This window comes from Paenibacillus barengoltzii NBRC 101215 (assembly GCF_004000745.1).
Classification (GTDB): Bacteria; Bacillota; Bacilli; order Paenibacillales; family Paenibacillaceae; genus Fontibacillus; species Fontibacillus barengoltzii.
Genome location: NZ_BILV01000109.1, coordinates 1 through 13761, shown reverse-complemented (window position 1 = coordinate 13761; position 13761 = coordinate 1). Strand labels below are relative to the sequence as shown.

The following is a 13761-nucleotide window of genomic DNA, read 5'->3' as shown; positions in this document are numbered from 1 at the left end:
GATCAGATCAGAGGGCTAGTGACTGGAGGCGTACAGAGCGGTCGAAGGTACTTCGGGCAGGAAGAGGGTACACAGCAGGAACAAGCACAAAAAAAACAACCCCTGCGGCTCATCACCGTCAAGGGTTGTCCTATCATCAAGTAAAGAAATGCATAATTGCCCTGCATTTAGGAATGCTATTATTTCGTACCGCGCTCCTCCGACACCTTCATGCGAAGGCGGGCGAGGAAGTCGAGCACGGGGCGCTTCGTTTTGCCAATTAGGCCGATGACTTCGGCACCGATTTGCAGGAAGAAGACCATGACGCAGATGACGACAAACGTCACCCAGTTCGCGTTGTACATCGCAGCCGACGACTGGATCACAGCCAGTACGCCGAAGAAAGCGGCGATGCCGTAAATGATCAGCACCGTCTGACGGTGGCTGAATCCGAGCTCACGCAGGCAATGGTGCAAGTGCCCCTTGTCCGGCGAGAAGATCGGCTTCTTCTGCATCCAGCGGCGCACGATGGCGAACATCGTATCCGAGAGCGGCACACCGATCAGGATCAGCGGCGTCAGGAACGACACGATCGCAATCTGCTTAAAGCCGAGCAACGATAACAGCGCTAAGCTAAAGCCGAGAAATAAGGCGCCCGAGTCTCCCATGAAGATTTTCGCCGGGTGGAAGTTAAAGTACAGGAATCCAATAATGCTGCCCAGCAGCAACAGGCAAAGCAACGCCACCATCACATTGCCCATCAGGAATGCCATGACGGCAATTGTCCCGATCGCAATGGCAGAGACCCCAGCAGCCAACCCGTCCAATCCGTCAATGAGGTTAATGGCATTCGTCACACCAACAATCCACAGGATGGTGAATGGAATGGCCACCCACGTCTCCACTGCAGCATAGGTGTGAAATGGAATATTCGCAAATTCAATCCGGATATCAAATACGAACACGACCACGCAGGCCGTTGCAATTTGAATTAAAAATTTCAATTTTGCCGGCAAATCGTAGCGATCGTCCAAAGCACCCAGCAGCACGGTAATCGTTCCGCCCACCAGGAAGGCTTTGATAAAGTTCACTTCGCGTACCGTGAATACGTCAGGTAAGAATGGAAGAATCAGAAAAAACGCGATGACAAAAGATAAAAATATCCCTAAACCACCGAGTCTCGGCATGATTCGTGTATGCACTTTGCGCGCATTGGGCACATCCACGGCGCCGACTTTAACAGCGAATTTTTTTACGAGCGGCGTTAGGCCCAAAGCCAAGCCAAGTGATACGATAAACCCGATGATATAGATCATCAACATTCAATTTCGACCTCCAATTGTTCTGCACCGGAATGATTATACTCCGATTAAAGAGAAACACCAACCCCGCATTTGCGCAAAAAATCACAGTAATTCATGGAAATCGAGACTTTTAGCCCATTTTCGTAAGGTTTTCTTTCTCCCGCAGCACGCGTACGGCGAATTTCGGCAACGCCAGCATTCTGCGGAAGCGGGTAGGTTCCTTTAACAACCGGTACAGCCATTCCAACCGAAGCTTCTGGAAGGCCACAGGGGCTCTTTTGGTTCGTCCGGAAATGACGTCAAAACTGCCGCCAACGCCCATCATGACAGGGACGCGCAGGACGTCTTTGTATTTGGCGATCCAAGGCTCCTGCGTGTCTGCCCCCCGGGCAACAAACAGCAGATCAGGCGCGGCTTTGACGATTTCGTTGATCACTTCCGGGTCTTGGTCCGGACCGAAGTAGCCGTCACGATATCCCGCAATCGTCGTTCCAGGATATTGCAGAGCCAATCGGCGAGCCGTTTCCTTCACGACGTCTGGCGCTGCACCGAGCAGGTACACCTTCCAACCGCGGCGCTCCCCTTGCTTCATCAATTCGTGCAGCAGATCGTACCCCGGCACGCGTTCTGTCACCGGGTCGCCGCCTTTTTGCGCAGCCCAGACCAGCCCCGTTCCGTCCGGCACAATCAGTTCGGCGGTTTTCATCATCGCTTTATATTCCGGATTCTCCATCGCCGCCATCATCATGATCGGATTGGCCGTAATCACATGGTGCGGCGTCTTGGCGGCAACCACCTCCGTCAAATAAGCGACCGTCTCCTTCATCCCCCATTTGCAGACGGGAACGCCAAAGACCGAAACCGTCGGGATACCTTCCTTGATCATCGTCATCACCTGTTCACCCATCACTTTCGTAAAAATTCAACGATCCGCCGCGCGGGCACCCGTGCCTCCCGCTTCAGTTCGGCTATTTGCGCGGCGTGGGTTTTGCGCCACGTCCCGGCTTCCTGCAGGAGGCGCTCCCCTTCCGCGGCCAAGATCCGCGGATCCAGCTCCTCCGCGGTCCCCACCGGGACGCTTCCGATGCGACCTAAGAAATGGTCGATCTTCGGGTCATACGAGACGCCGAGCAGCGGGACATTCTGCGAGGCGGCGTAGATCAAGCTGTGCAGCCGCATGCCGATCAGCAGGCTGCACTGGCTGACCTCCCGCAGCATATCCTGCGGGTGCTCCGCCTCTGGCGCAATGCTCACGGTGCACCCCCGTTCCGCTACATTTCCCAACCGTTCCATCACGAAGCGCGAAGCTTCGTCGTCGCCTGGGAAATGGAAGGGCAGAAAGCGGATATGCACCGGCTTGCGGCGGCAGAGCAGCGAGAGCCCCTCGGCCAGCTGCGTGAGATCGGTTCGCGATGGGTTCCAGAAGCGAACCGATACGCCCACGACCGGCAGCTCGGAAGCGGACTCGCCTTCCTCGCCGCGCCCTTCCGAGGAGCCATTCGCAGGCTCCCGAAGTGTCAGCCCCATCACCGGGTCAGGCACCACCTGGATGGCATCTTTGCCGCGCAGCCCCATGTCCCGGAGCAAGCTGGCCGATTCCGCATCGCGTACGGAAATATAGTCGCAGCGCCGGAACACCGAAGCGATCAAAGGCCGGAACAGCTTGCGGTTCACCGGTCCGATGCCTTGAGCATACACGAAGGTCGGCTTGCCGAGCCATTGCGCCAGCTTGATGATACCCAGATAATACGGAATCGACTTAATCCCCGTCGCATCCTGCAGCAAGCTGCCGCCCCCGCTGATCAATCCGTCGCTGCTCTTTATAGCCTTCCTTACCTCGCCGAGTTTCATCCGGTGCACAGCGTCCACCCCATATGTGCGGCTTGTCCATTCCGGATCGATGGACAGCACAACGGGCTTGATGTCCACGCCCGAGGTAAGGCCTTCTTCTTCCAACGCGGTCAGAATCGATTGAAGCACCGCTTCGTCCCCGCTGTTGCGAAATCCGTAATACCCTGATAGAACTATGGTTTTAGTAGCCGTGGCGACCATTTATCCCAGCACCTTTCAATGATTTGCCAAACGAGAACGGCAATCAAACCAATCACAAGACCAAGTCCGAGACCCAGAACATCGCGGATCAACGAAAGCACGGCCGGCGTGTGAATATGTGCGAACGTGTCGACCATCGACAATTGGCCCATCACCGCGATAATCATCGCAAACATCGCCCAGCGATAGCGGAACGCGGCAAACAGACCAACAATAAAGAGCGGATGTGCCAGTAAAAATTCTTTGTTCCGCGGCCGAACACCAAAGGTATTCTCCAGGAAGGAACGGAAAGCCGCTTCACCCGGCAGCAACGTTCCCGCATTCCCGGTACGGGACAGGTAGTACAGTGCCGCCACACCAAGTACAGCAGCAACGACAACCCAGAGCACCGTAATTCGCATGCTAAGCCACTTACGCAATTCCTCCCAAACCGAGTTGCCCCGGTATAAGAAGACATACACGGCGATCAGCAGAATCGGCGCCAAATGCAGCAGGCTGACGCCGCGGAATTGATTCAGCACCAAGCTGTACGTAATGTTGTTCAAGAGTGCGATCACGAACGGTACGGCGAATAGGGACAGCAATGATGTTTTGATATACAACACAATTGTATGCGTCAGCCGCCGACCGCCCGAGAGGTTCGGATGCTTCTCTTGAAGCTCCTGCACCTTGCGGATCGCCAGCACCATCGCAATCGTTGGCGCGCTGATGGCGACGAACAGAGCTAATGCCTGTTCAAGCAATACAGGCTTCAGCACGTACAATCCAGCCGAACCCACCAAGCCGATCACAAAAGCAGCCAGCGTAAGCGACGGCAGGAAGCAAGAAATCAGCAGCGCCACAAACGCTACGCCCCCTAGCACAACCAGCGCCTTCAAATATCTTTGCCAGCTGGCATCGTGAATTGTGAAGGCTTCGGCTTGTCCCAGCTCAAATCCGTTGTTTTCGATTCGCTGCAACGCATTCCCTGGAGCTTGCAGCGAGTCGATTAGATTATCAACGGGATTCGTAATCGCCGCTTTCGCCGCATCTTTGGAAGCCGAGGCGTTCAAGTAGATCATCCGGATGTTCCGGTCTTTGGTCGCCAGAACGAACCGATCGGCCAGTGTCATCTTATCTTGCGAAGCCTCCGCATCCGACAAGGAATGCAGGCGTACGACGTTATAGTCGATCAAGTAAGCCAGCTTGTTAAAGCCTTTTTGCGGTGCCTTCAAATTCTCGATGGCCGCGATGCCGATGTTGTATTTTTTCAATAAATCTGCAAAGCCTTGCAAACTATGCTTCGTCGGATCTTCGTTAAAGCCTTTCACCGCTTCGCCGTCGAACAGAATGCGATTCACCCCGTTTTCAGCGAAGAAGGCTAACAATTGATCCATCTCTTCCTGATCATAAGGGATATTGTCCGAAAGCCGCGGCAAAATCGTAAAGCCTTTCTCCCGCAGCATATGAAAAGCAATCGGATCAAGCGGCATCGGCTTCATCATTGCTTCTTCCATGCCCATACCGATCGCGAGACCGCCATGATCTTGATACCGCCAGCTTGCCACCGGCACGTCCAGCTTGCGGAATGCCGCTTCGATCATCGGCTTCAACTGCGCTTCGTTCTCCGCACTTGTAAACGCCAGGTGGGTGTAATTGCCGCTATTCGTCACGACAGTACTATTCAGCTTCGCAACTTCCAACGAACTAAACACCATAATCCGGCGCGCTTTCACCAATTCATCCAGCGTGCTTTCAAACATCGCCATGGTGCCCACGCCAGCTTCCTTCAGACGGTCCAGCTGCTCGTCCATATACGCCTGCGGATTCGCCTTATACGATGCGATATCCAGCAACCCTCGATAATTAAAGACGAACTCCACTTTGTTTGCGGAGGATTCCGTTTGAACCCGCTGCGCGATCACTGGCACAGAAGCCAGGATACCGACAATCACCAAAACCCACAACAATTTTCGGGAAGCGTTATTCCACCGCTGCCAACTTCGAATCACTAAGGTACCTCCTCAAAAATGCATGAATCCACATCTGTTATTTGTTTCCCCAACCTGCTTGCCGATTATTGATCGACGCGAGCAAGAACATCTTCCTGAATCCGATTCAGACGTGCCTTGGCATCTTCCGTCGATGTACCGCAAACGCCAAAATAGAATTTAATCTTCGGTTCCGTACCCGAAGGACGCAAGCAGAACCACGAACCATCATCCAGCAAAAACTTCAATACGTTCTCCTTCGGCAAACCGTCGAGACCTTGCGAATAATCCAGTACTTCGGATACACGCACGCCCCCAATTTCCTTCGGCGGATTGCTGCGGAAGGCTTCCATCAACGCACCGATTTGGGCCAGCCCGTCTTTGCCTTTCAATGTACGGGAAGCCAGCGTTTCGCGGTAATAACCGAACTGTTGGTACAGTTCCTCCAATACGTCAATCAAGGTCTTGCCTTGGCGTTTGTAATATGCCGCCGCTTCACAGATCAACATGGAGGCCACAACGGCATCCTTGTCGCGCGCATAGTTGCCCGCCAGATATCCGTAGCTTTCCTCATAACCGAACAAATAAGTATACTCACCGGAAGCTTCAAATTCGTTCATTTTCTCCCCGATATATTTGAAGCCGGTCAGCGTGTTAAACACCGTAGCCCCATAATGACGGGCAATCGCAGCGCCAAATTCGCTGGTTACGATCGTCTTCACGACCGCGCCATTGTTCGGAAGCGTTCCTCTTTCCTTCATTTGACTTAATACATAATGAACGAGCAAGGAGCCCGATTGGTTACCGGTAAGAATTTCATATTCCCCGTCCCGCGTGCGCACAACGGCACCCATCCGGTCAGCATCAGGGTCTGTACCGATCAAGATATCCGCGCCTACTTGTTTGCCGAGGTCGATTGCCATCGTGAATGCTTCCCGTTCTTCAGGGTTCGGAGACTTCACCGTTGGAAAATCACCATCCGGCAACTCCTGTTCCTTCACAATGTGCACTTGGGTAAAACCAAGCTTCTCCAAAGCACGGCGAACCGGAAGGTTCCCTGTTCCATGCAGCGGCGTATAGACCACCACCAGATCTTTCGCTGCTCCGGAAGCCATGAGCTCGCGATTAACACTGGTGTTCGCTACCGTATCCGCAAAGGCTTCATCCTCATCGGCACCCAGCCATACGAGCAATCCCTTCGCTTCCGCCTCTTCGCGGCTTAACCGTTTGACTTGGGCGAAAGAAGCCACTTTCTGAATCCGAGCAATAACCTGCTCCGCTTCATGTGGAACGAGCTGGCCGCCTGTCGAGTTATAGACTTTATAGCCGTTGTACTCGGGCGGGTTGTGACTTGCAGTGATGACGATGCCCCCGGTCGCCTTCTGAGCGCGTACAGAGTAGGAGAGCTGCGGCGTTGGACGCAGCGACGGGAACAGCTTGGCTACGATACCGTTGCCGGCCAGTACCAAAGCTGCTTCCAGCGCAAATTCCGGCGAGAAGTGACGGCAATCATGCGCGATGACAACGGAAGGCGCCCCGGCCTGACCCGCATGCGCTTCCAGAATATATTCGGCAAACCCTTGCGAAGCACGGGCTACCGTATAACGATTCATGCGGTTACTCCCGGCGCCGATCGTACCGCGCAACCCGCCTGTCCCAAACTCCAGGTCACGATAGAAACGGTCCTCGAGTTCTGCCGGGTTATTTTCCAAATCACGTAATTCCTGTTTGGTTGCTTCATCGATTGTAGGGTCCTGCAGCCAGCTCTCCAGCTTCTCACGGACAGCATTACTGATTTCAGTCATGGATAGGTTCTCCTCCTTAAGTAATCACGATGACGCCCCATTAAGACAAGGCGAACATGATGTCTCCCTCAGCAACAACTTTATCGTCCACTTTGGCAATGGCGTGGCCTTTACCAATGGAGCCCTTCATCCGGGTCACTTCGACTTCCAAGCGCAGCGTATCTCCCGGAACGACCTGCCCGCGGAAGCGGAATCCATCGAGTCCAGCCAAGAAGCCGATCTTCCCGCGGTTCTCCTCAACGTTAAGAATCGCAACAGCCCCAACCTGGGCCAGCGCTTCCGTAATCAATACGCCCGGCATGACAGGGTATCCCGGAAAATGCCCGGTAAAGAACGGCTCATTAATCGTGACATTCTTGATCCCAACGGCACGTTTGCCTTCCTCCAGCTCAATAATACGGTCCACCAGTAAGAATGGAGGACGGTGCGGCAAGATTTCCTGAATTTGGTTCGTGTTTAACATATGTACGTCTCCTTTCGGTTTAGGGCATGAGTTTCGGATTGGGCGCATCCCAACTTGAATAAAAATGCGGGTATCCGTTCACACTGTAGATATCCTTCGCCTCTGCAGAAGCGAAGGTTAAGATAAGGGGCTTATCCGCAATTGACCCCCCGGTCGATTACGGATACAGCCCTTTTGACGGTTTTTCTCACCTAAGTCCCCCATCATTATACATTTTTCACCTACAAAAAGAAAACTCCCGTTAGCCGAGAGTTTGTGGACATTTTTGTTATTTTCGTTCGGTTTCTTCTATTATATAGAGACGATTTGAATGGCCTTATGGAGCAAAGACCAAGTCAAATACATGCTTCCAAGTTGCCCAGTTCCAAATATCGGACATATCCTGTTTGCCGAACACGACATACCCTACGACCATACCTGCCGCCAGAGCTGCGACAAGAACGAGCAACACAAGCACGATCTTCAGGATGACGATCCAGGCCGGCCGTTTGCTCACCGGTTGACTGTCTTCACTCATGAAGCATCCCACCTATCCGCGCAAGTTGTTGGCTAGACCCATCATCGTTTCACCCGAGGTTAGCGCACGAGCTGTCAATTGGTAGGCGCGCTGTACCTGAAGCATCTCTGCCATCGCTTCCGTCAAATCTACGTTAGAGGCTTCCAGCGCCCCTTGGCGCAAGCTGGCCCGTTGCTCCTGCGGAAGGGTAAGGGTATCTACCATCGCTTCAGCAGGGTCAACCCCCGCAGCCAGAACAAAGAGGTTTCCGTCTTTCTGAACGAGGACATCCGGCTTCTCCGCCGTCAACAACGCGATTCGTCCGACTTCCGTTGTGCCTTCTCCATTGGTAGCCAGGATATTTCCTTCTGCATCAATGCTAAGCTTGGCATCGGACGGGAACGTGATCGGTTCACCTTCAGCGTTTAAGACCACATACCCTAGTTGATTCACCAAGAAGGCTGACTCGGCATCATCTGGATCCGGTTGAATGTGAAAATCCCCACCCCGGGTATAAGCAACGATCCCTTCCGGCGACAATACGCTAAACATCGCATTGCCTTGAATGGCCAAATCCGTCATATTGCCAGTCTCTTGAATCGAACCCTGAGCATAATTGACAGTGACCTGCGACATTCTAGAGCCAAAGCCCAGAGTGAATCCGGACGGTGTAGCCCGGCCCGGCAGATTCAGATCCGAAGTCTGGTTCTGCACCCGAGTCAGCGTGTCTTCAAAGTTAGCTTCTTTTCGTTTATACCCTACTGTGTTCGTGTTAGCGATATTATCGGCCAGCAAGTCCAACCGTTGCTGAATCCCGCTCATCGATACCATCGCGCTGATGACGGTGTTATTCATGCCGCACCTCCTGTATTAAGCAAAGCAACCAGACAGGATCACTGTACTTTGCCAATTTCATTAACTGCTTTATCCAAGCTTCTATCGTAATATTGAATAATTTTTTGGTTGGATTCATAAGCGCGTTGCGCGGCTAGCAAATCCACCATAGATTGGGCAGTATCGACGTTAGATACCTCAAGATAGCCTTGGCGCACCACAGCCCCATCCGTTCCAGGCACCAGTCCGCGGACTCCCGCCGCCTCTTCATCCGCCACCCGGAAGACGCCGTTGCCTTCACGGACAAGCTGGTAAGGCTGTTCTACTACCGTAATCCCCAAAGTCCCCAAGTCCACCAGGGCACCGGTATTATCCACGGCCGTTAAATTACCCGCTTCATCGCTGGACAATGTGTTCACAGACAAGCCCGCATCTAGAATAATCGGATTGCCGTCGGTGTCCAACACCCGATAACCGGTGGATGTTCTCAGTTCTCCCGCCGCATTCACCGCGAAGCTGCCATCCCGGGTATATCGTACATTCCCCTCGTTATCTTCCACGGCGAAGAAGGCTTGCGGTTGATAAATCACTTCGCCGTCCGCAGTCACGAATTTACCGGAGGCGTCAAACGCATAAGGCTCACCCGTTTCCGGGTTCTCCAAGCCAAGCTCCGAGATTAAGGCAAAATCGGTATTCTTCCCGGTTTCCTTCAAATCTCCTTGCGTAAACGCCGGCAAGCTCTCTTCCGCAAACACCCCGGTTACCAGCTTCCCGATTTGCTTATTGTTTCCTGACTGCTTGTCCCCCATCAAGGAAATCAACATTTCGGGAAAAGAGCGCGCTACGGTGTTCACCGATTTGTAGCCCGGTGTGTTGAGATTGGCAATATTCTGCGTAACTGTATCATGCCGCCGTTGTTCAGCGATCATGCCGGATGCTGCGGTATAGAGACCTCTTAGCATGACTTACCTCCAGACGCTATGTATTCGAAATGCCCTATTGTTCTGAGCAATTCATTCCTCTTTATTATATCGGACGATTAGAACTTTCTTCTTAGCACCTTGTCCAAATTATCGAGCATAATCCCCGTACCCTTAACCACACAGTGCATTGGATCTTCCGCAATCAGCACCGGTACGTGAAGCTCTTCGGCCAGCAGCTCGTCCAACCCGTTCAGCAGAGCGCCTCCCCCGGTCAAAATCACGCCGCGGTCAATGATGTCGGCGGACAATTCCGGCGGAGTGCGCTCCAGCACCGATTTAGCGGTGGTAACGATGGAGGATACCGGGTCAGCCAGCGCCTCCTGGATTTCTTTCGCTGTGATCGTCACGGTCAGCGGCAATCCGGATACCATGTCCCGTCCGCGGATGTCCATCTCCGCCTGCCGTCCGTTCGGGTGCACCGTTCCGATTCCAATCTTGATATCCTCTGCCGTCCGTTCCCCGATCAACAGCTTGTACTTCGTTTTAATATATTTAATAATGGCAGCATCAAACTTGTCCCCAGCGACTTTAAGCGACGAGGCCGTGACGATGTCTCCCATGGAGAGCACCGCCACATCCGTCGTCCCGCCGCCGATATCGACAACCATGTTGCCGCTCGGTTCGAAAATATCCATGCCAGCCCCAATTGCGGCCGCTTTAGGTTCCTCTTCTAGATACACTTCTTTGGCACCGCTGTGTTCGGCGGCTTCGCGAATCGATTTCTGCTCAACCGACGTAATATTCGTTGGCGCGCAGATCAGAATTCTCGGATGGCTGTACCAACTGCGTCCACCCACCCGGTCGATAAAGTACTTCAACATCGTTTCCGTAATTTCAAAATCGGCGATAACTCCGTCCTTCAAGGGACGAATTGCAGTGATATTTCCAGGCGTACGTCCTACCATCCGCCTAGCTTCCTCACCAACGGCCAGTACTCGTTTCCCATCGCTGTCAATGGCGACGACGGAAGGTTCGTCAAGTACGACTCCCTTTCCCTTGATATGAATCAGCACATTGGCCGTGCCTAAATCAATCCCAATATCCTTGCCCATCATTCGATCCCCCAAAGCGTATTTTTGTAAATCACGGAAAGGACGTAGCGGTCCTACCTCATGTGATATGGCAGAAGTGTCCCGCTGACGAGGTGTTCTTAATCGACAAAAGTCGAAGAATATTGCGAAATTTCGGGATAAATGGATGAAAATCCACATCATCTTATACCATATTTAAAAATACCATACTTTAGGGGATTGATTCAATGATTATCGTTCGATGAGCGAACTAAATAAATTCATTACGCTTTAATTCACAGAGCTAATCACCTCGCGTTTGTTTTGGCCTTTTTTCTTATACTTGATCTTCGTTGCTTCACCGCCGCGCAAGTGTCTAATCGATTTGTGATATTCGAGAATGTGCTTCACCTGATCCGCTAAATCCGGATTAATCTCCGGCAAACGTTCGGTTAAATCCTTGTGCACCGTGCTTTTCGAAACGCCGAATTCCTTGGCGATCGTCCGAACTGTGTGCCGTGTCTCCACGATGCACCGTCCAATCTTTATCGTCCGTTCCTTGATGTAATCGTGCACGCTCCCGCCTCCCTCAACTCGAGATAGTTTGGTACATTATATGAGGGGCGGGCTTAGATATTCTTTGTTTCCAAGCGTGACAAGCCTTTGCGGGGCCTTTTATTTTACCGTTGGTTACCAGGGGGGCAGCCGCAGCTCAGGTGGACAAGTGAAGTGAAGTGCGTAAAACGGAGTAATGGAGTTACCATCTTCATGCTTCATAAAGGACTTTTTTGACCTTATTTGGGCGTTCGAGCTTGATCTGCACGAGATAAGGACAAAATAGGCTCTTATTTGTCTCGATCCTCAGGAAAACAAGCCTTATGAGGCTTGGATCAAAAAAATAAGGCCAATATTTTCCCTTATTTACTCGGGAAGCCGGAATTTCCGGTAAATAAGGCCTTTTTGTACCCTTATTGCGAATGAGGACAAAAAAACGGAGAGCTCTTCGCTCTCCGTCAGGCTTGCTGCCACATTCCAGTTTCATGTTTGGATCGGCTGGCAGTGCCTTCACATGGGATGGATGGGTTATTGCAAAACGTTAGTTTTTCGGAAGTACAGATTCCGGATTCACCAGCTCGCCATTTTCATAAATTGCAAAATGGACGTGGTTATCCAAATCCTTCTCCACTTCGTTGCGGCCAGCGCTGCCGATAATGTCGCCTTGCTTCACTTCGGCATCCTTCTTCACCTTAACTTCGCCTAAGCTTTCGTAGACCGTCTTCAGGTTATTGGCGTGCGTAATTTCCACCACATACCCGAGGAGCGGCACTTCTTCAACCCGCGTCACTTTCCCGCTCATCGCAGCCGTGACTTCGAAAGGTTTGCGGTCTTCACGCGCCAAGTCGATCCCGGTGTTTGGCGTAAACGTATCGTTGTACTGCACCAGGGCGGCTTGATGTTCTTCAGCCGTGCCGTCCTTCTCATAGAACGGCTTCACTACACTCACTTCGGCGGCATTTACTACCGGCCAAGCGAGATCCTCGGAGGAGGCGATGACTTCGGTTGCTTCTTCCTCTGTCGTTCCTTCTCCCGTTGCGGCTTCCTCTTCGCCAGACAGGTTTACGGTGTCGGTTACGCTGGCGGGGGTCGAGTCCATCGGCTTGTTGCTCGCATCCTGGTAGACCCACACTAAGGTTAGTATAATTGCCGCTGCCGCCACATACGCTGCCGGGTAAACCCATCTCTTAGACAATAATCTCTTCCACGCGGATACCGGCTTTACCGGTTCTCCCAGTCCCATTTTAGGAGATTCCTCGTGACTTGTTTTTTTCTGGTTTTCATTCATTTGCTCATCACCTCAGTAACCAGTGTTACCGGGGTGAACTCTTTTATACTTCGTCTATATACTTTTTTTCAGAAAAAAGAGAAACTTCGCCTTCCATCATCTACTTGAGAAAATGGGAGACCTGCTGAAACGAGATTCCCGTGTAGTAGTGTTTGAGGATTTGCGTGGTCGTATAACCCTCTTTCGCCATCCCGTTCGCTCCCCACTGACTCATGCCCACCCCGTGGCCGTAGCCGTAGGTGGTGATCTTCACCGTATCGCCCGTCACCGCCAGCGTAAACTGGCTGGAGCGAAGATCCAGCTTCTCCCGGACTTCCCGGCCAGTGTATACCTTGTCGCCAATGCGAATCTCTTTCACGCGATGCCCGGTCGTCCAAGAGAGAATCTTAAACAGCTTATCGGCACTCAGCTTCGATGCCGCCGCTTTCGCTTCGGTTTCTCCCTGGTCCAACGCAGCCAGCGCCGTCTGAACCGGCTCCGGCACTTTCTGGCCTAGCTTAGCGTAAAGCTGGGGGAGCGGCATTTCCACGGTTTCGCGGTTGTTCGGATTGATCGCGGCATCCCAAGGGCTTGGCACGCTGCGCAGATAAGGAATTTTCAGCGACCAATATTCCTCAGAGTTCTCTGTGTATCCGCCGCTGGAAGAGAAGAAAGAGGCCGTGATTGGCTGTCCGCGGAACGTCATCACGATTCCTGCCGTCTGCCGGACGGCTTCGCGCAGCTTCTTCAGCTCTGCACCCTTCCCCCGGTTCGGCCACTCTTCTAATTCGGAACGAGGGAGATAGACTTGATGTTCAATGGTGTCGTTAACATCCGCGGCTTTGTTCCCGGTGCCTGAGGTCTCTCCAGCCGCCAAGCGCTGGACGATAAAGGTACGCGCGGCGATGGCCTGCGCTTTAAGTGCCGCGAGTTCGAAGTCCGCCGGCATCTCGGCGGCGAGGACGCCGGTGACATACTGCTCGAGCGGCACGGTCTCGACCACGCCGGTGCGCGTGAGATAGACGCGCACCGGCGGTCCGCCC

General features: G+C 52.9%; 13 protein-coding genes. All 13 read right to left on the bottom strand.

Annotated features, from left to right (window positions below; genetic code table 11):
• Positions 1-179 precede the first annotated feature (179 nt).
• The gene (locus PBA01S_RS21440; RefSeq protein ID WP_028538160.1) at positions 180-1301 is read right to left on the bottom strand and encodes a glycosyltransferase family 4 protein; all 1122 of its coding nucleotides are present in this window, start codon (positions 1299-1301) and stop codon (positions 180-182) included.
• Between the two features lie 112 nt (positions 1302-1413).
• A complete protein-coding gene (locus PBA01S_RS21435; RefSeq protein ID WP_127576696.1) occupies positions 1414-2175 on the bottom strand; it encodes a WecB/TagA/CpsF family glycosyltransferase in 762 nt (253 codons plus the stop codon).
• Positions 2176-2189: 14 nt separating this feature from the next.
• Positions 2190-3335: a polysaccharide pyruvyl transferase CsaB gene (gene csaB, locus PBA01S_RS21430; protein WP_127576695.1), complete on the bottom strand. Its 1146-nt coding sequence runs from the start codon at positions 3333-3335 to the stop codon at positions 2190-2192.
• Positions 3308-5326: a DUF5693 family protein gene (locus tag PBA01S_RS21425; protein ID WP_127576694.1), complete on the bottom strand. Its 2019-nt coding sequence runs from the start codon at positions 5324-5326 to the stop codon at positions 3308-3310. Before PBA01S_RS21425 ends, csaB begins: the two co-directional genes overlap by 28 nt.
• Before the next feature lie 65 nt (positions 5327-5391).
• Positions 5392-7110 carry a phospho-sugar mutase gene (locus PBA01S_RS21420; protein WP_028538164.1) on the bottom strand — a complete coding sequence of 573 codons (1719 nt, stop codon included), beginning with the start codon at positions 7108-7110 and terminating at the stop codon, positions 5392-5394.
• 40 nt (positions 7111-7150) lie between these two features.
• Positions 7151-7573, bottom strand: coding sequence for a 3-hydroxyacyl-ACP dehydratase FabZ (fabZ, locus tag PBA01S_RS21415; protein WP_016314156.1), 423 nt, complete (start codon positions 7571-7573; stop codon positions 7151-7153).
• 316 nt (positions 7574-7889) lie between these two features.
• On the bottom strand, positions 7890-8090 hold the full coding sequence (locus PBA01S_RS21410) for a DNA-directed RNA polymerase subunit beta (RefSeq protein WP_127576693.1): 201 nt from the start codon (positions 8088-8090) through the stop codon (positions 7890-7892).
• Between the two features lie 12 nt (positions 8091-8102).
• Entirely contained in the window at positions 8103-8924 is an 822-nt protein-coding gene (locus PBA01S_RS21405) for a flagellar hook-basal body protein (RefSeq protein ID WP_028538166.1), read from the bottom strand.
• 38 nt (positions 8925-8962) lie between these two features.
• Positions 8963-9865 (bottom strand): flagellar hook-basal body protein, encoded by a 903-nt coding sequence (locus PBA01S_RS21400; protein WP_127576692.1) that lies wholly within the window; start codon positions 9863-9865, stop codon positions 8963-8965.
• A gap of 77 nt (positions 9866-9942) precedes the next feature.
• On the bottom strand, positions 9943-10941 hold the full coding sequence (locus PBA01S_RS21395; protein WP_085278167.1) for a rod shape-determining protein: 999 nt from the start codon (positions 10939-10941) through the stop codon (positions 9943-9945).
• Positions 10942-11187: 246 nt separating this feature from the next.
• Positions 11188-11472 (bottom strand): sporulation transcriptional regulator SpoIIID, encoded by a 285-nt coding sequence (spoIIID, locus tag PBA01S_RS21390; RefSeq protein ID WP_016314161.1) that lies wholly within the window; start codon positions 11470-11472, stop codon positions 11188-11190.
• A gap of 520 nt (positions 11473-11992) precedes the next feature.
• On the bottom strand, positions 11993-12739 hold the full coding sequence (locus tag PBA01S_RS21385) for a M23 family metallopeptidase (RefSeq protein ID WP_009223750.1): 747 nt from the start codon (positions 12737-12739) through the stop codon (positions 11993-11995).
• 100 nt (positions 12740-12839) lie between these two features.
• Positions 12840-13761, bottom strand: a 922-nt coding sequence (gene spoIID, locus PBA01S_RS21380; RefSeq protein ID WP_255315411.1) for a stage II sporulation protein D, incomplete at its 5' end; no start/stop codon positions are given.